This window comes from Amycolatopsis sp. QT-25, from assembly GCF_029369745.1.
In the GTDB taxonomy this organism is placed as follows: domain Bacteria; phylum Actinomycetota; class Actinomycetes; order Mycobacteriales; family Pseudonocardiaceae; genus Amycolatopsis.
The window spans coordinates 4,747,661-4,766,687 of sequence record NZ_CP120210.1 but is presented as its reverse complement, the minus strand read 5'-3'; the positions used below and the strand labels follow the sequence as shown (position 1 = coordinate 4,766,687).

Annotated in this window: 19 protein-coding genes; 13 read left to right on the top strand and 6 right to left on the bottom strand. The window is 68.8% G+C overall.

From position 1 onward, the window contains the following. The first annotated feature begins 19 nt into the window (after nucleotides 1-19). The 5 genes from P3102_RS22105 to P3102_RS22085 all read left to right on the top strand — a co-directional run bounded on the left by P3102_RS22105 (nucleotide 20) and on the right by P3102_RS22085 (nucleotide 5,859). Nucleotides 20-976 (top strand): ATP-binding cassette domain-containing protein, encoded by a 957-nt coding sequence (locus P3102_RS22105; protein ID WP_276361387.1) that lies wholly within the window; start codon nucleotides 20-22, stop codon nucleotides 974-976. Beyond that, nucleotides 973-1,779, top strand: coding sequence for an ABC transporter permease (locus tag P3102_RS22100; protein WP_276361385.1), 807 nt, complete (start codon nucleotides 973-975; stop codon nucleotides 1,777-1,779). Before P3102_RS22105 ends, P3102_RS22100 begins: the two co-directional genes overlap by 4 nt. Nucleotides 1,780-1,919: 140 nt before the next feature. After that, the gene (locus tag P3102_RS22095) at nucleotides 1,920-3,377 is read left to right on the top strand and encodes an NDP-hexose 2,3-dehydratase family protein (RefSeq protein ID WP_276361384.1); all 1,458 of its coding nucleotides are present in this window, start codon (nucleotides 1,920-1,922) and stop codon (nucleotides 3,375-3,377) included. 23 nt (nucleotides 3,378-3,400) lie between these two features. After that, the gene (locus P3102_RS22090; RefSeq protein WP_276361382.1) at nucleotides 3,401-4,666 is read left to right on the top strand and encodes a beta-ketoacyl-[acyl-carrier-protein] synthase family protein; all 1,266 of its coding nucleotides are present in this window, start codon (nucleotides 3,401-3,403) and stop codon (nucleotides 4,664-4,666) included. Beyond that, nucleotides 4,663-5,859 (top strand): ketosynthase chain-length factor, encoded by a 1,197-nt coding sequence (locus tag P3102_RS22085; RefSeq protein WP_276361381.1) that lies wholly within the window; start codon nucleotides 4,663-4,665, stop codon nucleotides 5,857-5,859. The genes P3102_RS22090 and P3102_RS22085 overlap by 4 nt, the downstream gene beginning before the upstream one ends. Before the next feature lie 149 nt (nucleotides 5,860-6,008). Here the strand turns inward: P3102_RS22085 and P3102_RS22080 are convergent, their stop codons facing one another. Further along, nucleotides 6,009-7,355, bottom strand: a complete 1,347-nt coding sequence (locus P3102_RS22080; RefSeq protein WP_276361379.1) for an NAD(P)/FAD-dependent oxidoreductase — start codon at nucleotides 7,353-7,355, stop codon at nucleotides 6,009-6,011. 59 nt (nucleotides 7,356-7,414) lie between these two features. On the opposite strand from P3102_RS22080, the gene P3102_RS22075 reads away from it, so the two are divergent. The 5 genes from P3102_RS22075 to P3102_RS22055 all read left to right on the top strand — a co-directional run bounded on the left by P3102_RS22075 (nucleotide 7,415) and on the right by P3102_RS22055 (nucleotide 11,010). Next, nucleotides 7,415-7,870, top strand: coding sequence for a MarR family winged helix-turn-helix transcriptional regulator (locus P3102_RS22075; protein WP_276361378.1), 456 nt, complete (start codon nucleotides 7,415-7,417; stop codon nucleotides 7,868-7,870). Then, the gene (locus P3102_RS22070) at nucleotides 7,771-8,532 is read left to right on the top strand and encodes a VC0807 family protein (RefSeq protein ID WP_346660138.1); all 762 of its coding nucleotides are present in this window, start codon (nucleotides 7,771-7,773) and stop codon (nucleotides 8,530-8,532) included. Before P3102_RS22075 ends, P3102_RS22070 begins: the two co-directional genes overlap by 100 nt. Nucleotides 8,533-8,762: 230 nt before the next feature. After that, on the top strand, nucleotides 8,763-9,194 hold the full coding sequence (locus P3102_RS22065) for an OsmC family protein (RefSeq protein WP_276361374.1): 432 nt from the start codon (nucleotides 8,763-8,765) through the stop codon (nucleotides 9,192-9,194). Further along, nucleotides 9,191-9,400: a DUF2945 domain-containing protein gene (locus P3102_RS22060; RefSeq protein WP_276361373.1), complete on the top strand. Its 210-nt coding sequence runs from the start codon at nucleotides 9,191-9,193 to the stop codon at nucleotides 9,398-9,400. The genes P3102_RS22065 and P3102_RS22060 overlap by 4 nt, the downstream gene beginning before the upstream one ends. A gap of 113 nt (nucleotides 9,401-9,513) precedes the next feature. Continuing rightward, on the top strand, nucleotides 9,514-11,010 hold the full coding sequence (locus P3102_RS22055; protein WP_276361371.1) for a cryptochrome/photolyase family protein: 1,497 nt from the start codon (nucleotides 9,514-9,516) through the stop codon (nucleotides 11,008-11,010). Here the strand turns inward: P3102_RS22055 and idi are convergent. Genes idi through P3102_RS22035 form a run of 4 tightly spaced genes read right to left on the bottom strand, consistent with a single transcriptional unit; the run spans nucleotide 10,967 to nucleotide 14,554 of the window. Beyond that, entirely contained in the window at nucleotides 10,967-11,542 is a 576-nt protein-coding gene (idi, locus tag P3102_RS22050; RefSeq protein WP_276361370.1) for an isopentenyl-diphosphate Delta-isomerase, read from the bottom strand. The genes P3102_RS22055 and idi overlap by 44 nt on opposite strands. Beyond that, nucleotides 11,539-13,089, bottom strand: coding sequence for an FAD-dependent oxidoreductase (locus tag P3102_RS22045; protein WP_276361368.1), 1,551 nt, complete (start codon nucleotides 13,087-13,089; stop codon nucleotides 11,539-11,541). Before P3102_RS22045 ends, idi begins: the two co-directional genes overlap by 4 nt. Continuing rightward, the gene (locus tag P3102_RS22040; RefSeq protein WP_276361367.1) at nucleotides 13,086-13,394 is read right to left on the bottom strand and encodes a hypothetical protein; all 309 of its coding nucleotides are present in this window, start codon (nucleotides 13,392-13,394) and stop codon (nucleotides 13,086-13,088) included. The genes P3102_RS22045 and P3102_RS22040 overlap by 4 nt, the downstream gene beginning before the upstream one ends. Nucleotides 13,395-13,453: 59 nt before the next feature. Next, entirely contained in the window at nucleotides 13,454-14,554 is a 1,101-nt protein-coding gene (locus P3102_RS22035; protein ID WP_276361365.1) for a polyprenyl synthetase family protein, read from the bottom strand. A 429-nt stretch (nucleotides 14,555-14,983) separates the two neighbouring features. On the opposite strand from P3102_RS22035, the gene P3102_RS22030 reads away from it, so the two are divergent. The 3 genes from P3102_RS22030 to crtI are packed head-to-tail and all read left to right on the top strand — an operon-like array spanning nucleotide 14,984 to nucleotide 18,431. Continuing rightward, nucleotides 14,984-15,802, top strand: coding sequence for a carotenoid biosynthesis protein (locus tag P3102_RS22030; protein ID WP_276371293.1), 819 nt, complete (start codon nucleotides 14,984-14,986; stop codon nucleotides 15,800-15,802). Beyond that, the gene (locus P3102_RS22025) at nucleotides 15,781-16,902 is read left to right on the top strand and encodes a glycosyltransferase (RefSeq protein WP_276361364.1); all 1,122 of its coding nucleotides are present in this window, start codon (nucleotides 15,781-15,783) and stop codon (nucleotides 16,900-16,902) included. Before P3102_RS22030 ends, P3102_RS22025 begins: the two co-directional genes overlap by 22 nt. Continuing rightward, on the top strand, nucleotides 16,899-18,431 hold the full coding sequence (gene crtI / locus P3102_RS22020; protein WP_276361362.1) for a phytoene desaturase family protein: 1,533 nt from the start codon (nucleotides 16,899-16,901) through the stop codon (nucleotides 18,429-18,431). The genes P3102_RS22025 and crtI overlap by 4 nt, the downstream gene beginning before the upstream one ends. Here crtI and P3102_RS22015 read toward each other — a convergent pair. Continuing rightward, the gene (locus P3102_RS22015; RefSeq protein WP_276361361.1) at nucleotides 18,342-18,941 is read right to left on the bottom strand and encodes a CDP-alcohol phosphatidyltransferase family protein; all 600 of its coding nucleotides are present in this window, start codon (nucleotides 18,939-18,941) and stop codon (nucleotides 18,342-18,344) included. The genes crtI and P3102_RS22015 overlap by 90 nt on opposite strands. Nucleotides 18,942-19,027 lie beyond the last annotated feature (86 nt).

Below are 19,027 nucleotides of genomic sequence, written 5' to 3'. Positions count from 1 at the left end.
TTGGTGTCATAGTGAGGCCATGCAGACGGCGATCGAGGTCGACGGCCTGGCGAAACGGTTCGGCTCCACACCCGCGCTCGACGGCGTCGCGTTCGCGGCACGCCGTGGCACGGTCCTGGGCCTTCTCGGACCCAATGGCGCCGGCAAGACCACTGTGGTCAGGATTCTCAGTACGCTGATCCGGCCGGACGCCGGAACGGCGGTGGTCGAAGGGTTCGACGTCGTCGCCGACGCGTACCGGGTCCGCCGGATGATCGGCGTGACCGGGCAGTACGCGGGAGTCGACGAAAAACTCACCGGCTTGGAAAACCTCGTGCTGATCGGAAAGCTGCTCGGCATGTCGCGGACCGAGGCCCGCGGCCGCGGGAACGCCCTGCTCGCCCGATTCGGTCTGGGCGAAGCGGGCGGACGGATGGCCGGAGGATATTCCGGGGGAATGCGCCGGCGGCTGGATCTCGCGGCGAGCCTGGTCGGCAGGCCACGGGTGCTGTACCTCGACGAACCGACCACGGGACTGGACCCCGCCAGCCGCGGAGAATTGTGGCAGGTGGTCCGCGAACTGATCGGCGAGGGAACCACGGTCCTGCTCACCACGCAATACATCGAGGAGGCCGACCGCCTGGCCGACGACGTGGTCGTGATCGACAAGGGGGTCGTCGTCGCGAGTGGCACCCCCGAGCATCTCAAGTCGAGACTGGGAATCTCGACCCTGGTGATCCGTCCCCGCGACGCGAGGCGGCTGGCCGCGGCACGTCAGGTGCTCGTGAGTCTGGGGCATCCGGTGACCGAAGAGGACGGCGCCCTGGTGATGACGGCCGAAGACGACACGCTGCTCCCGGTCGTGGTCCGGCGTCTCGACGAACGGGGAATCCCGGTCAGCGAACTCGCCCTGCGCCGCTCGACGCTGGACGAGGTCTTTCTCACCATCACCGGTGCGGCCCCAGCCGCACCGGACGACCCGGTGGTGACCCGATGACGACGGCCACCGGCCCCGAAACGAGCTGGCCGCGTCGTGTCCCGGTGTCCGCGGCCGTTCGCCAATCGGTCACCTTCGCCTGGCGCAGCATCCTCCAGATCAAGCACAAACCCGCCGAACTGCTCGACCTCTCGGTGCAGCCGGTCATGTTCACACTGCTTTTCACCTATGTCTTCGGCGGCGCGATCGGCGGCACCCCGCACGATTACCTCCAGTTCGCGCTCGGCGGCCTGATCGTGCAGAACGCGCTCTTCCTGTCCATCTACGCCGCCATCGGCTTGTCCGCCGATCTGAAGCAAGGCTTGTTCGACAGGTTCCGTAGCCTGCCGATCGCCAGAGGCGCGCCCCTGGCGGGCCGGGTGCTCGCCGATGTCGTCCGCCAGCTGTGGTCGTTGATCGTTCTGCTGATCGTCGGAGTCGTTCTCGGTTTCCGCCTCACCACCGGCCTTGCTTCGTTGCTCGGCGCCTTCGCGGTGCTGACGATGTTCACCGTCGCGTTCGCTTGGCTGCCGGTCTGGCTCGGCGTGCTCGCACGTGACCCGGAGAAAGTCCAGGTCTTCGGCTTCGTGGTCGTGCTGCCGCTGACCTTCACGAGCAACGCGCTCGTTCCGCTCGACACCATGCCACCGTGGTTGCGGTCGTGGGTATCGGTCAATCCCGTGACGCAGGTCAACGACACCCTGCGCGCCCTGTTGTCCGGCGGGCCGGTCGGTGGTCCCTTGACGGCCACCGTCCTCTGGTCGGCGGCTTTCGCCGCGGTGTTCGGAACATTCAGCGTCAGGGCACTGCGCTCCCGGGTGTGACCCGGCGCCCGCTCGACCGGGACGTCCGAGAAATCTACAGTCTTCGTCGAGCCGCACCGGGCAGGCTTTCCTCCAGAAGATCCGACCAGTGGAGGAGTTCCCATGCCGAAATCGTCCTTTGTGGACAGGTGGGCGGGCACGTGAGCCGGCCGTCCACCCTCGACGGCCGTTCCGACAGCCTGGTCTCCGGCGACCGCGGCCTCCCGGCGATCCTGGTGGGCTCGGCCACGACCTCCGCGCCGGCGGGCGCGGAAGCGCTGCGTCACTGGCTCGCCGAGCGCGATCGCGATTCGACGATGACCGTGAGCCGCGCCGATCTCGCCGATCTTCGTGACTGGCACGACGAACAGGTGATCCGTCACCGAACCGGACGGTTCTTCACCGTGGAAGGCCTCGACGTACGCGTCGAAGGCGGAGGTGTCGGGCATTGGCGACAGCCGATCATCTGCCAGTTCGAGATCGGTGTTCTCGGAATCCTCGCGGCGTGTGTGGACGGTGTGCAACGCTTTCTGATGCAGGCGAAGGCCGAGCCGGGAAACCCGCGCGGGCACCAGCTTTCCCCCACCGTCCAAGCGACACGAAGCAACTTCACCCGAGCCCACGGTGGCCGGTCCGTGCCCTACCTCCGGTACTTCGTGGACGCAGAGGTGGATCGTGTGCTCGTCGACGTTCTGCAGTCCGAACAGGGTTCGTGGTTTCTCCGCAAGCGAAACCGCAACATGGTCGTCGAGGTGGATCCCGGAATCGAGGTACTGGAGGGATTTCGGTGGTGCACGCTCGCCGAGATCCATGCGGCGCTGGCTGTCGAGGATCTGGTCAACATGGACGCGCGCACCGTCCTGTCCTGTTTACCGTTCCACGGTTCCGGTTTACTGCACGGCCTGGACGGCTTCGCCGATGACTTCACCGGTGCCCTCGTCCGGTCGCTGGCCGGAACGCACGGCGGGGTGCATCACCTCGGCGAGATACTGGGAGCGGTCACCGCGGCCCGAGCCGAAGCCGCGATCAAGGCCGAGCGGGTGCCTCTCGCCGGGCTGCCCGCTTGGCATCGCCGTGACGGGGCGATCACGCATGAGAGCGGCGCCTTCTTCGACGTGATCGGTGTCGACGTCAAGGCCGACGGACGCGAGGTGGGGGAGTGGTCCCAGCCGATGTTCGCCGCCCGCGGTGTCGGCCTGGTGTGCTTTCTCGTCACCGTCCTCGATGGCGTGCTGCACGTCCTCGTCCAGTTGCGTCGCGAACCCGGATTCCTCGACACCGTCGAACTCGCGCCGACAGTGCAGTGCACGCCCTCGACGTATGAACGCCTGCCCGAACTCGCGAAGCCGCCGTTCCTCGACGTCGTGTCCGGTGCCGATCCCTCGGCTTTCCGGTTCGACACCGTGATGTCCGAGGAAGGTGGCAGGTTCCACCACACACGCACGCGCTATGTCGTGCTCGAAGTCGACGACGTGCTCGAACGGCCAGGCTTCCACTGGATGACCGTCGACCAGCTGACGAGTTTGTTGCGGCACAGCCATTACGTCGACGTCCAAGCACGGAGCCTGTTGCCGTGCTTGCAAGCTTTGGCCTGCGGCCGCGCCGCGCGTACGGCGTGACGATCGCCGAGAGGGAGGAAACCGTGCTTCGACGTGTCGCCATCACCGGGATGGGTGTGATCGCCCCCGGCGGGGTGGGTACGGCCGCGTTCTGGGACTTGATCACCGCGGGCCGGACCGCGACCCGGACCATCAGCTTCTTCGACCCGGCGCCGTTCCGCTCCCGGGTGGCCGCCGAATGCGACTTCGATCCGGCCGAGCACGGTTTCGATCCGGACGAAGCCGTCCGGCTCGACCGCAGCACGCAACTCGCGGTGATCGCCGCGGGCGAAGCGGTTTCGGACGGTGGGCTGAGGCCCGGAGAGAACGCGCGCCGGTGGGGTGTGACGATCGGCAGCGCGGTCGGCTGCACCATGGGACTGGACCGCGAATACGCGGTCGTCAGCGAGCTGGGGAAACGCTGGGAGGTCGACGCGGAGAAGGCGGTCGATCACCTCTTCGACTACTTCGTCCCGAGTTCGATATCCGCCGAGGTCGCTCGCCGGTTCGGCATCGGGGGCCCGGTGGCCCTGCTCTCGGCCGGGTGCACCTCCGGCTTGGATGCCGTGGGTCACGCCGCCGGGCTCATCGCGGAAGGCTCCGCCGACGTGATGCTCGCCGGTGCGACGGACGCGCCGATCTCCCCCATCACGGTCGCCTGCTTCGACGCGATCAAGGCGACCACGGCACGCAACGGCGAACCGGAGTCCGCGTCCCGTCCGTTCGACCGGACGCGCGACGGATTCGTGCTCGGTGAAGGAGCCGCGATGTTCATCCTCGAAGAACTCGGTGCCGCCCGGCGGCGCGGAGCGCGGGTCTACGCCGAGATCGGCGGTTACGCGGCACGCTGCAACGCTTTCCACATGACCGGTCTACGGCCGGACGGCCGCGAGATGTCCGCCGCGATCGACGCGGCCCTCGCGGAGGCCAAGGTCGCTCCGGAGCGGGTGGACTACGTCAACGCGCATGGCTCCGGCACCCGGCAGAACGACGTCCACGAGACGGCGGCGGTGAAGACCAGCCTGGGCCGGCACGCACGCCACACGCCGATGAGTTCGATCAAATCCATGGTCGGGCACTCCCTCGGCGCGATCGGCTCGATCGAACTGGCCGCGTCGGCGCTCGCGATCGACCGCGGAGTGATCCCGCCGACGGCCAACCTGCGCCAGGCCGACCCCGCGTGCGACCTCGACTACGTGCCGCTCACCGCTCGCGACGCCGAGGTCCGCGTCGTTCTCAGTGTCGGCAGCGGGTTCGGCGGCTTCCAGAGCGCCGTCGTACTCGCCGAACCCGGATCGCTGGGCCGATGACCGGGGCCGTCGTCACCGGACTGGGCGTGGTGGCACCCAACGGCGCCGGGACCGAAGAGTTCTGGAAGGCCACGCTCGACGGTCGCAGCGGGATCGGACCGGTGACCCGCTTCGACGTCGGCACCTATCCGGGCAAGCTGGCGGGCGAGGTCGACTTCGATCCCGGCGAACTCCTGCCCCAGCGCCTGCTCCCGCAGACCGATCGGATGACGCGGCTGGCGCTCGTCGCGGCGGACTGGGCACTGGCCGATGCCGGCGTCACCCCGGCGGAGCGACCGGAGTATGCGATGAGCGTCGCGACGGCGAGTTCGTCCGGCGGATTCGAATTCGGTCAGCGCGAGCTCCAGCGGCTCTGGGCCGACGGGCCGGAGCAGGTGAGCGCCTACCAGTCGTTCGCGTGGTTCTACGCGGTGAACACCGGGCAGATCTCCATCCGGCACGGTATGCGCGGCGCGAGTGGCGTGCTGGTCACCGAACAGGCCGGTGGCCTGGACGTGCTCGGCCAGGCCAGGCGCCTGCTGCGTCGCGGTGGCGAGCTGGTGGTTTCGGGAGCGATCGACGCGTCACTGTGCCCCTGGGGGTGGGTGGCGCAGCTGAAATCCGGCCGGATGACCACCCGAGACCGGCCCGAGCGCGCCTACCTGCCGTTCGCCGCGGACGCGAGTGGTTCCGTGGCAGGGGAGGGCGGTGCGTTGCTCGTCGTCGAAGACGAAACCGTCGCGGAGGCTCGCGGTGCGACCGCTTATGGGCGGATCGCCGGTTATCGCGCCACCTTCGACCTACCCGGCCACCCGGGTCTGACCGCGGCCATTCGCGGCGCGCTCGACGATGCCGGACTCGTCCCTTCCGACGTCGGCGTCGTCTACGCCGACGCGGCCGGAGTACCCGAATTGGACGCTCAGGAGGCCGACGCCATCGAGACGGTCTTCGGACGACGCGGCGTGCCGGTCACGGCGCCGAAGACGATGACCGGCCGTCTGTCCTCCGGTGGTGCGGCGCTCGATGTCGCGACCGCGCTGCTGGGCCTGCGCGACGAGCTGGTCCCGCCGACCGTCCACGTGACCGCGGCCGCGCCGGAGTACGGCCTGGACCTCGTCATCGGAGAGCCGCGTCAGGCCGTGGTACGCGCCGCGCTGGTGCTGGCCCGTGGTCAGGGCGGATTCAACTCCGCCCTCGTCGTCACCCCTGTCTGACCGAAAACGAGAAGGAGCACACGATGATGACCGGTGAACAACTGCGCGAAGTGATGGTCGAAGCGGGTGGAGAGGTGGACGCCGCTCTCGATCTCGACACCTTCCTGGATGCGGAACTCGACAGCCTGGGCTACGACTCGCTCGCACTGCTACAGACCGAGGCCCTGCTGAAAAACCGGTACGGGGTGATCGTCCCCGACGGCGCGATCGCGGAACTCGGCCGTGCGCGGGACCTGCTCACGCTGGCCAACGACCGGCTCGCCGCCTCGGTCCCGGAGGGCTGAGCCTGCCAGTGCCGAACGAAGGCGAATGGCCGCTCCGGTGACCTTCAAGGCTGGGCGCGCCACGTGATAAGCCAGCGGATGCCGGAGCCGTCTCTGCCAGATCAGGGGTTGCAGCGACTCGCGCAGTGCCTCATGTGCGTAGCCCTCGACCCCGCCCTGATAGCGGGCCATCGCGGTGTTCACCGGCGTGACGCCGCGGTGCACGTCGATGATCCGTTCGGTGAGCAGGTCGGCGTCGCGGACGGCCGTGGCGGCTCCGCGTCCACCGGTCGGCGGCATCGCGTGCACCGCGTCTCCCAACGCGGTCACCCGACCGGCGGGCCACGGCATCAGGCCCTTCGTGGGGTCGGCCGCGAAGTACGGGAACGAAGTGCCCGATGCCGGATCCGCGAGGTCCAGGAGAGCCCGCGCGGCGGGCGACCATCGGTGCAGCAAGGCCTGCGCGTCCTCGAGCGGGTGTTCTTCGCCGGTTTCGGGTTCGGTCGTCGTGATCCCCCAGAGCAGATAGGGCGATTCGAGGACCGGTGCGATGTCGCTCTGCTCCACCTCCGTGCCGGGCGTATGAGCGGAAAGGAACATGCCGGTGCCGCCCGGTCCGATGGCGAACCCCGGGCCGCAGGTGATCGCCGGAGGCAGAAGTCTCCGGACCGCGGTCGTGAGCGGCGTCCGTCCGGCCACTCCGCGGGCGGTCAGCGGGTGAGCCGTGGGACGGCCGGCGAGCGCCGGCGCCACCCGTGACCGGGCACCGTCCGCGCCGATCAGCAGGTCGCCTTGAACGGGAGCTCCCTTCGCGAAGTACGCGGTCACCTTCCCGTCGGCGGAAACACTCGATCGAGTGAACTCGCGGCCGAAGCGCACCGTCTCGTGCAGGCCCTCGCAAAGCAGGGTGCGCAACGGGATACGGCCGATCAGCAGAGCGGACGGCGTCGGTCGTCGCGGGAAATGGAGCAGGGGCCGCAAGCGGTGGTCCCACACCGAAAACCGCGTGAAGCTCGCAGGATCCGCGGCGCTGGCACGGAGCGCCCGACACACCGCGGGCGGCAAACGCCGGTCGAGGATCTCGCAGGCTTCCGCATCCAGATGCAGCCGGTAGCCGCCGGTATCGGCAGGTGCTCTGTCCCGTTCGAACACCGTGACCTCCACCCCCGCGGCGCGCAGACCGTGCGCGAGCACCAAGCCGCCGATTCCGGCACCGATCACGACGACCTTCATCACTCATCCTTCGGTTGACGATCACTGCGAGTGTGGAAGGTACCTGATACTTTGAGGCGGTGCCGGACGCGATGACAGGGAACTCCGGGAATCCCGGGGAATCGACAGGGTGGGCCTTGCAGCAGGCCTACCGCGCCGTCGCGCGGGAGTTCACTCGGATCTTCGCCGCCCAGCGCCTCTCGCCGGTTCAATTCGGCGTCCTCGCCCACCTGGCCGCCGTACCGGGTCTGACGCAATCGGAGTTGGCGAAGCGGGTGCTGGTCCGGCCACAGAGCATCGGCGAAGTGGTCGTAGCCCTGATCGAACGCGATCTTCTGATTCGCGCGAGCCCTCGCGGCCGGGGGAGGCGCACACCTTTGCGCTTGACGTCGCGAGGCACCACCGCGCTCACCCAGGTCGCGCCCGCGGTCCGGGCGTGCAACCGGCCCGCGGCTCTCGGCCTCACGACGGGCGAAGTCGTCGAGTTGAATTTCCTCCTGCGCAGAATGGCCGACGCCGGAGCGGGCTCGCGGTGAATCGCAGGTTCCTGCTCGCCGTGGGAGAGAACGTCATGCTGCCCCTGGCTGTCTACTTCGGACTCCTGACCTGTGGCGTCGCCCCGGTCTGGGCGCTGGTCGGCGCCGCCTCCGCATCTCTGGTGGTTCTGGTGGCGACCTCGCTGCGAACCCAGGAGATCACCGTCCTGGGGGTGCTGGTGCTGGTTCGCTTCGGGGTGGGGATCGCGGTCGCCGTGGTGGCCGGTGATCCTCGTCTCGAACTGGCCAAGGATCTGGCGACCACGGCTGTCATCGGGGTGGTGATGGCCGTCTCGCTCGGCTGGAGGCGCCCGAGCATCGCGCGGATACGCCGAGATCTGTCGGGCAGCCCGGACGCGTTCGACCGGCGTTTCGACCACAGCGAAGGCTTCCGTGTCCTGCACCGGCGGCTCACCTTGCTCTGGGCGGTCGTCCTGCTTGCCGAAGCGAGCCTCGGCATCGTCGCCGTCTACACGCTCCCGCTCACCCTGGCGGTCGTGTCCACCACGATTCTGGGCCCCGCCGCGATCCTCGGCCTGATCGGAGTCACCCAGTTCGTGGGCGGCCGGGCGAACGGCGCCGCGGCTCTGCGCGAAACCGACGTCGTGATCGTCGGTGCCGGACTCGTCGGCGGGGGAGTCGCCGGCAGGCCCTGTCGATGACGAAGAGCCCACCATGAGCGCCACCGCCGATGTCGAAGCGCCGAGCGCGGTATCTCGCCAGTGGACTCATTCGGCGAGCTTCCGGTGTCCCTGGTGAGTGTCGACCAGTTCGGTGACACACGCACTCGCGGGAAGATCCCCCTCCGGGGGGCTGATCCGCGAAAAGTGATTAAGCCCCGACATGCCGGGTATCGCTGAATCGTTGCACAGACGATTCAAGGACGGTGGGAATGGAAATCGAACATGCCGAGGCGGTATCCCAGGGCGGTCAGGTCCGGGTAGCCGGTGTCGAGCCGGAAACCTTGTCCTTGGTGGGTGACGGGGAAAGCGCTGGTCGAAGCTGGAATCCGGAGCGGCTGTACGCCGCGGCGCTGGCGACCTGCCTGCATCAGGCGGTCGTCCTGGCCGCGTCCACCGGGGGATTCGACACCGACGACAGTGCGGTACGGGCGGAGGCCAAGCTGATCCACGACACCGCACAGGGTTACAGCGTCGATGCCCGGCTGTCGGTCTCGTTACCCGGTGTACCGGCGGAACGTCGCCAAGGTGTGGTCGATCAAGCGATACACCATTGTCCGTTGGTCGACGGCTGGACGGTCGAGGTGGTTGACGACTTCCCGGCGAAAAGCCGATCGAATCCCTCAGGCAAGGAGCGACCATGACCAAGCGCTTTCACCAGGGTGACAAGGTGCGTTGGCAAAGTCATGGCGGGGAGGCCGAAGGCGAGGTGGTGAAGGAGATCACCGCCGATACCGAAGCGGCAGGCCGTACCGTCCGCGCGTCCGCTGACGAACCGCAGTATCTGGTGCGCAGCTCCAAGAGCGGTGGCGAGGCGGTGCACAAGCCCGAGGCACTGGAGAAGATGTGAACGGCGAGCGCGATGTCCACGCCACCGGGCCACCGGCCTCCCGCACCCCGGACGAGCCGGACGCGCGGCCGGTGACCGGCGATACCCGCGAGAAGTGAATAGTCGGGCACCGGATGAACGCACCCCATGCCTTGTGGTTGTTCAGCGACCAGCTCGGACCGCATTTCCACAGCACGCCCGAACACCGCGACCGTGAAGTTCTGCTGATCCGGTCCGCCGCGGCGTTCGGGCGCCGCCGGTTCCATCGGCAGAAGTTGCATTTGATCGAAACCGGGATGCGGAGGCTGGCCGCCGATTTGGGCGGTCGGGCCAGAATCGTCGACGCGCCTACCTACACCGAAGGCCTGCGCCGCTTCGGCAAGCCGGTCGTCGTGCACGAGCCGGGCTCGCATGCCGCCGACGCGTTGGTCCGGCGGCTCCATGACGAGGGTGTCGTGGCGGAGGTCATGCCCACACCGGGCTTCGTCCTGTCCAGACAGGAGTTCGCGTCGTGGGCGGCCGGGCGGCACCGGTTTCTCATGGAGGACTTCTACCGCGACCAGCGCCGCCGCTTCGGGGTGCTGCTCGATCTGGACGGTCATCCGGCGGGCGGGAAGTGGAACTACGACCACGAAAACCGCCGTCCGCCGCCGGGCCGCTCGACCCTGCCGGTCCCTCCTCCGTGGCTTCCTCGTGAAGACGTGATCGACGAACGTGTCCGGGCCGATCTGGATCAGGCGGAACGGGACGGGGCGATCCATCCCGTCGGCGTCGATGGCCCGCGTCAGTTCGCTGTCAGCCGCAGCGAAGCCACCAGTGCTCTGCGCCGCTTCCTGGACCTGCGGCTGCCCACTTTCGGCCCACACCAGGACGCGATGCTTCACGCGGACTGGGCGATGTCGCACGCCCTCCTGTCGGTGCCCCTCAATCTCGGTCTCCTCGACCCGCTCGACGTCGTCCGGAAAGCCGAGGAACGGTACCGCGACGGTACAGCGCCACTGGCCGGCGTCGAGGGATTCGTCCGCCAGATACTCGGCTGGCGCGAATGGGTGTGGCATCTGTACTGGCACCTCGGACCGGATTACCCGCGTCGAAACGAGTTGCAGGCACGGACGAAGTTACCTCGATGGTGGCGCGAGCTGGACGCCGATCAGGTGGAGGCGGCCTGTCTTCGTACCGCGATGGCCGGGGTCCGCGACCGCGGCTACGCCCATCACATCGAACGATTGATGGTGCTGGGCAACCACGCGCTTCAGCGCGGTTACGATCCGGCGGAACTGACCGGCTGGTTCGCCACCGCCTTCGTCGACGGCTTCCCGTGGGTGATGCCGGCGAACGTCATCGGGATGAGCCAGTACGCCGACGGTGGCGTCGTCGCGACGAAGCCCTACGCGGCAGGCGGCGCGTACATCAATCGGATGAGTGACCACTGCGGAGGCTGCGTCTTCGACCCGAAGAAACGCGTCGGTGAAACGGCGTGCCCGTTCACCGCCGGATATTGGGCCTTCCTCGATCGCAACGCCGAACGCCTGCGAGGGAACCCGCGGATGCGTCAGCCCCTCAACGGCCTGGGCAGGCTGTCGGACCTCACCGACGTGGTGGCACAGGAAAGGGAACGGCGTCGGTTTTGACGGCGATCAAGGGATCCAGGTGGTGGAACTGGTCCTTGGCCCAGTAGCTCAGGTTCGACGACGGGTCGCCGATCATCTCGCGGTAGGTGTCCCAGCTGATCCAGCGCCACTCTTCGACCTCCGCGGGGTCGGGTTCGGGGTCCACGTCCACCCGTGCGGTGAACACCGGGCAGAACTCGTTCTCCACGACGCCGTTGAAGGGCGGGGTCCGGTAGCGATAGGAGGGAAGGACACAGCGGAGATCGGCCAGGTTCAGCAACCCCAATTCTTGGGCGGCCCGGCGGACGACGGCGGATTCGAGCGTCTCGCCTGGCGCCGGGTGACCGCACACGCTGTTGGTCCACACGCCAGGCCACACCTTCTTGACGAGTGCTCGACGGGTGACCAATAGCGCATCGTCCGATTTTCGGGTGAGATAACAGGAAAAAGCGAGATGAAGCCGGGTTTCCGCATGGTGCGCGGCGAGTTTGGGCGCGGTCTCACCGGTCGGGGTCCCGTCTTCGGTGACGTAGACGACGCGTTCCTCGGTCATGCCCGCGCACCGCTGAACGACTTCGACGCGGCCAGCCGATTCAACAGTCCGATCCGGCCGTGGTTGGGGACCGAACGGATCGGATGCCCGGCGAGGCCCCAGTTTTCGAGGAGCGCGTTCGCCGCGGCCCAGCCGGTGGCCGCCGCGCGTTCCATCAGGGCGACCGGCAGGTCGATGCGGATGCCGTCCCCGGCCAGCACCAGAGCCGGCTCAGGCGTCGTGATCGTGGGGCGGCGGGCGAAGTCACCGACCCCGAACAGCGGGCAGTCTTCGCGCCACAAGGTGATCTCTCCGACGGTCCGGGCGGCGCGGGTCTCCGGGTAGATCTCGTGGAGACGTTCTTCCAGCGCTTTCTCCAAACCGCTGTGGTCTTGCGTGGTGGCGGCGTAGGCGTGCAGTTCGACCACCGATCCGCCGGTGCGCGCGGCCCAGCGTTTGGCTTCTCCCTCGTACCGGTCGAGCAGGCTGATGTTGTCCAGCGGCGGGACGCTGCCGGTGCCGAGGAATGGCGGGCGCCGGGACTCGACGGGGCGATCCAGCCAGAGCCGCCGGACCAGGAACGGCGGTGCGGTGCGCAGTTCGCCGATCCCGCGTCGCCAGGCTTCGGTTCCGAGCTGCGGCGAGGCCGCGATGATGTCCCGTAGCCCGGTGACGTCACAAGCGAGCACGACTCCGTCGAACGGCAAGGTCTCGCCGCCCGTCTCGACTTCGAAGGCGCCGGCCGTCCGGCCGAGAGCGGTGACTGTTTCACCGGTGCGGATTTCGACGCGGCGGCCGTCCAGATAGCTCGCCAGCGGATCCCAGAGAGCCTGAGGGAACGGTTCGGTCGGCACGTCGAAGACGAGGCCTTCGCTGGAGCCGAGGAAGTACAGATGGAACATGGTCGCCAGCTCCGCGGCCGACAGCTGGTGCGGATCGGCGAAGAAGCTGCGGGAGAACACCTCGAACGCGAGGTGCTGCGCGGCCGCCGGGAAGTTGATCGCTTCCAGGAAGGACGAGGCGTCGGTGTGGTCGAGCCGGTGATAGGTCTCGGGCACACTGACCGTCGCCAGCGGCAAGGCATTGCGTCCGCTGATCCGCAGGAGGTCCCCGGGGGTGAAAGTCGGGCTGCGCAGAGCGAAGCCCAGCGCGTTCCATGGTGGCGTGCGCGGGAGCCCGGCGAAGGTGTCGGTGCGGCCGTGCGCGTCGAGGAGCGGGTAGTCGGACAACGGGGTGAGCCGGTCCAGATGAGGATCGGTGCGGGTCAGCAATGCGCGCAGGTTGTAGTACTGGCGGAAGAAGGCGTGGAAGCCTCGGCTCATGGTCGCCGTGCTGCCGTCGGACAACTGTTCCCGCCAGCCGCCCACCCGGCCACCGAGGTGGTTTTCGCGTTCGAAGACGGTGACGTCGACACCGCGTTCGGCCAGTCCGGTCGCCGCGGTGAGGCCGGCTATGCCGCCGCCGATCACCGCCACGGTGGGACGCTTGCCGAGTTGCCCGGCGTCGGCAAGGCCGCGTGACGCCGGAAGGGTGACAAGGCGGGGATCGATACCGAGGGGTGTGGTCACTGGGTCTCCTCCGGGGCGGTGCCGACGACGGTGTGCACGATGTCCCGCCGCCGTCCGGGGACGGTCGTTTCGTGGACGTCGGCGAAAGCGGCGTCGGTCACGCGCTGGGCGAGTGATCCTATTCCGCCGGACTCGAGGACGCTGCGGCGTGGATGGCGACAGAGCGCCGCGTCGCCGGTGGTGACTCTCCCAGTGGGATGGTCACCTCCCGCGCACACGGCGTACCGGACCCGGCGGGCGCGGCGAACGTCATGGCCGGAGTGCTCGCGCCCAGGCGGCAGACCGCCTCGCGCCAGGGCGTTCATCGTGCCTCCTCGCGCCGCCGGGCCCGTAGGCAGCCGGCGGGTCGCCGGAGCAGCCGGCTTCATCGATCGCGCTCCGCGCATCTGGTGGCCAGAACGGCCAGCGCGTCCGCGGCGTGCCGGGGGAACACGGTGGGGTCCAGCGCCGCTTGGGCCTTTTCCGCGCGTTCTCGGATGAGTTCGCTGAGTCGTTCGCGGGCGCCGGCCGCGCTGATCAGCGCGCGCCACCGGGCCACGGCGTCGTCGTCCACTGTCGTCAGTGCGAGCAGTTCGGCGATTTCGGCCCGCTGGCGCCGATCGGCCATCTCGGCGGCGAGCACGACGACGCTGGAAGCCTTGCGGTCGCGCAGATCCTGGCCGGCGGGTTTGCCGGTGACCAGCGGATCGCCGAACACGCCGAGCAGATCGTCTGTGAACTGGAACGCCTCACCCACCAGACCGCCGTACTCGGCGAGTGCGGTCAGGACGTCCGGTCCGCAAGCTGCCAGCGCGGCACCGAACTCGAGCGGCCTGCGGACGGTGTAGTTGCCGGACTTCCGGCGCAGGACGTCGAGCAAGGCTTCCCAGCTCGGGAGCGAGCGCGCGTCGTTCACCAGATCGGCGAGCTGCCCGACGGCGAGCTCCGCGCGCATCCGGTCGTAGCGCGGCCAGCAGCGTGCCAGTGTCGTCGCGTCGAGGCCGCATTCCCTCAGCATCCGCTCCGACCAGACCAGGAAGAGATCGCCGAACAGCGTGGCGGCGGACTCGCCGAACCGATCAGCGGATCCACCCCACCCCTGCTCGGTGTGCCACCGGGCGAACCGGGTGTGCAGGGAGGGACGTCCCCGGCGTAGTGGCGAGCCGTCCATGACGTCGTCCTGCGCCAGCGCGAAACAGTGCAGCAATTCCAGACTGGACGCGGCTCGCAAGGCGTCTTCCGATTCCGGCCTGCCGCAACGCCAGCCGACATAAGCGAACGTCGGGCGGAGGAACTTGCCGCTCGCGACGAACTGGGGGATGACAGTTCTGGCGAGTTCACCCTCGGTGTGACCGGCGAAGTTTTCGATCGACCGCGCCTCGACGAAACCGTGCGCTTCGGCGAGGCAGCGCTCCCGTAAGGCATCCAACCAGGTAGCCGTCTCCTCGCCCGACGGCACCACTTCCGCCGCCACGGTCGACGTCATCCGACTGCCCCCTCCACCATTCGGTGATTCGATGCACAACCGTTTCACGGCTGGTGTACCTTGTCTACTGGATCCGGGGACCACCCCGCAACCTGGGGGTGCCGCTTGCCTGACCGGGATATACGCGGCTACCCGGCACTCTCGGGGTCAAACCTGGATCGGTGACGAATCGAACAGTCCCGTCTGGGGGAACGGTGGACGGCTCCCCGCCGCCGTTCGGAACCCGGCCCTCCGGGATCGGGTCTTGGATGCTCGGTGGTGCCCGGCACCGACCGGTTCCCTCCCGGCCGACGTGGCGCCGCCGGGCATTTCGTTCTGCATTCTTTTCCTCGCCGCTCCTGCTTTTTTCGCAGCAGTTCCTTGTTTTTTCGGCGCGTCAGCGGATACCGCTCTTCCTGTCCGCACCGAGCGGTCTATCGTGTCGTCGTGATGGTTACGCGGGCCGCCGCATTCTCACGTTCGTCGTCTCGACCCGGTGCTTTGGCCGCGTGGATCTGCGCCGCGGGAACCGTGCTCTGCCAGATTCTCTACTCGGTCACCAACGCCGGAGCGCGCACCCCGCTGACCGTGCTGACCGTGCTCTGTTTCGCGGCCGCCTCACTCGCCGATGCCTGGACGCGTGCGGGGGCGAAAGCCGCCGTGGTGCTCGCCGTGATCGCCGGTGGCGGCGGCCTGCTCGCCGAGGTCGTCGGTTTGCATACCGGATTGCCGTTCGGGCACTACCGGTACACGGCGTCGCTCGGCTGGCGGATAGCCGGTGTCCCGATGCTCATTCCGCTGGCCTGGCTGATGATGGCGTGGCCCGCTTTCCTGGTGGGCCGGGCATTGGCCAGGCGGCCGGTGTTCGTCGTCGCGGTGTCGGCGGCCGCCCTCGCCGTCTGGGACGTCTTCCTCGACCCTCAGATGGTGGACGAGGGCTACTGGACCTGGTTTTCGCCCACGCCGTCGCTTCCCGGTGTGGAGGGCATTCCGCTGACCAACTTCGCGGGCTGGCTGCTCGTCGCGCTCATCGTCCAAACCGCTTTGCATCGGCTGATCCCACTCGAGCGGGACCGTGTCACCGGGCTCGCCGCGGGTCCCGCTCCCGCGCTGTACCTCTGGACCTGGTTCTCGTCGGTATGGGCGCATTTCGCCTTCTTCGGCAGGCCCTGGGTCGCCGTGGTGGGCGGACTGCTGATGGGAGCGATCGCCGTGCCGTTCGCGATCCGGCTGGGACGGGGGCTGCTGTGGGCACGCGTTCCCGAGTGATCGTGCGCACCGCCGCGGTGGCCGCCGTGACGGCCTCCGTCCACGCGGCCTACAACGCGCGCATCGTCCGGGAGCCGCCGAAACAACCGGCTCGCTGCCGGGAGCCGGTGTCCATCTTGCTTCCGCTCCGTGACGAAGCCCTGCGGGTCGCGCCGACACTGCGCTCGCTGATGGCGCAAAGCGGACTCGACGACGTCGAGATACTCGTACTCGACGACTGCTCCTCCGACGGGACGGCCGAGGTGGTCCGGCGGGTCGCGGGAGGTGACCCGCGCGTCAAGGTCTTCACCGGGATCGAGCCGCCACCGGACATGGTCGGCAAGCCGTACGCCTGCCACCAGCTCGCCACCCGGGCCCGAGGAAGCGTCCTGGTGTGTGTCGACGCGGACGTCGTACTCGCCCCGGACGCGGTGGCGTCAGCGGTTTCGCTGCTGCGCGGCGCGTCGCTCGACGCCGTCTCACCGTTCCCGAGGCAACGCGCCGACAGTGCCGGCGCCCGTCTGGTGCAGCCGCTGTTGCAGTGGTCGTGGTTGACCTTGCTCCCGCTGCGGCTCGCGGAAAGATCACCGCGACCGTCTCTCACCGCGGCGAACGGTCAATTCCTGATCATCGACGCGGCGATGCTGCGCGAATGCGGCGGATTCGCCGCTGTCGGGCACGAGGTGCTGGACGACATCGCGCTGATGCGAGCGGTCAAGAACGCGGGTGGCCGTGGGGTGGTCGCGGACGGCAGCCGGATCGCCGAGTGCACGATGTACACGAACTGGCCGGATCTGCGCGACGGCTACACCAAGTCGCTCTGGTCGGCCACCGCTTCGGTTCCCGGTGCCCTCGCGATCTGCGCCGGATTGCTGACGGTGTGGGTGCTGCCCGCGGCGGCCGCCTTGACCGGCTCGAAAGCCGGACTGCTCGGATACCTGGCAGGAGTCGCCGGCCGGACCGTGGCGGCCCGCCGCACCCGGGGCCGCGTCTGGCCCGACAGCCTCGTGCATCCGGTGTCGGTCCTCGCCCTGGTCGGTCTCATCGGCCGGTCCTGGTGGGCCCGCCGCACCGGACGGCTGATGTGGAAGAACCGTGTCCTGCGCCGGGAGGCACCATGAGCGACGTCGTGATCATCGGAGCAGGCATGGGCGGGCTGGCGGCCGCGGCCAGGCTCGCGGCGGGCGGGCACGCGGTGACCGTGCTCGAACGTTCTTCGCGGTGTGGTGGCAAGCTGGGCACCTTCAGCCGGGACGGGTTCACCTTCGACACCGGGCCCTCGTTGCTGACGTTACCGTCGGTCTACCGCGACCTGTTCGCGGCCACGGGCGCCGATCTCGACTCGCTCATCGAAATCGAACCGGTCGATCCCGCATGTCAGTACCGCTTCGCCGACGGAACCGAGCTGACCATGCCGCATGATCGCGACGCCGTGCCGGCGGCTCTGGACGACGCGCTGGGCGATGGGGCGGGAGCCGAGTGGGCACGTCTGATGGCGGAAGCGGGGTATCTCTGGTCGCTCGTCGGCGAACAGGTACTCCAGCACCCGCTGAACGGGACTCGTGACTTGATCCGGTACTCCACCAGCGTCAAAGACCTGCTCGCGATCGCTCCGTGGCGCACCCTGCGGAGTATGGGACGACGTCGCCTCAGCGACCCCAGAGCGCGCATGCTGCTAGACCGCTACGCCACCTACACCGGCTCGGACCCGCGCAGGCTGCCCGCCGTCATGAGTGTCGTTCCGTTCGTGGAACAGGAGTTCGGCAGCTGGCACGTCCGCGGCGGGCTCCGCCGCCTCGGTGAAGCCCTGCTGAGCCGCGTTTCCGCCCTCGGCGTCCAGATCCGCACAGACACCGAAGTCACCGCCGTCGAAACCGGCCCGGACGGGGTGCGCGGTGTGCGGCTGGCAGACGGCGAACGACTGGCCGCACCGATCGTGGTGTGCAACGCGGACGCCGCAAGGCTCTACGGTGATCTGCTCGACGACCCGCGTGCTCGCGGACCACGCCGCGCGCTCCGGCGCGTACCACCTTCGCTGGCCGGATTCGTGCTTCTGCTCGCCCTACGCGGCAAGACGCCGAACCCCAGTCATCACCGGGTCTTGTTCCCCGCCGACTACGACGCCGAGTTCGACGCGATCTTCGGAAGAGCACCACGGCCCGTGCCCGACCCCACCGTCTACGTCTGCGCCCCGGACGATCCCGAACTGCACCCACCAGACGGTGAATCCTGGTTCGTGCTCGTGAACGCTCCCCGCCACGACCCGGTGTCCGGAGTGGACTGGACGGCACCGGGACTGGCTGAGGCTTACGCCGACCGAGTGCTCGACATCCTGGCCGAGCGCGGCCACGACGTCCGGGACCGGTTACTGTGGAGAGAAATCCGCACCCCCGCGGACCTCGAACGTGAGGTCGGTGCGCCGGGCGGCTCGATCTACGGCTCGTCCTCCAACGGCTCCCGCGCCGCCCTGCTCCGCCCCGCCAACAGCGGTCCCGTCCCCGGGCTCTACCTCGCGAGCGGCTCGGCCCACCCCGGCGGCGGACTGCCGCTGGTGGCGATGTCAGCCGCGATCACCGCCGGACTGGTCGGCCCGGCGGGCGGGCAGCGCTCGCGCCGTGCCGATCGAAAGGTGCACCAGCCCCATGACTGACAGAACCGCCCAGACCACGGCGCAGGTCGGCGCCCAAGGCCATCCGGACCAAGGCGCTCCCGCCGGTGCCAGCGCCGAGCCGGTCACCGCCACCGCGGCGACGATCAGCCTCGTCGGACGTTCCGCGACCGTGATCGCGCCGGCGCCGCGCATCCCGGCGGCCTGGGCCCGCACTCGAAGATATTCGTGCAGCAAGAAGGAAATCGCGAGACCGGCGCACCAGGTCGACGGCGCGCCGAGAACGAAAAGCACCGCGGTGAAGCACAGTTCGGTGATCCGGTCGGCGACCGCGTCCAGGACGGCCCCGGCAGGCCGGGCCTTGCCGGTGAGCAGCGCGACGGCGCCGTCCAAACCGTCGAACACGCCGGTGGCCACCAGGAGCACCAGCGCGAGCCACAGCCACCAGCCGCCCGCGGACGCCGTCGGCACCGCGGCCGCCGCGCACAGGACCCCCACCCCGGTGAGCACGTCCGGAGGGACGCCGAGCACCGGGCGGGCGAGAACCTGCACACCGCGCAGCCACCCGACCGCGAGCGGGCTGCCGGAGACGTCGTGGTCGTGCAGCCTGGACCAGCCGGAGATCCCGCCTTCCGAAG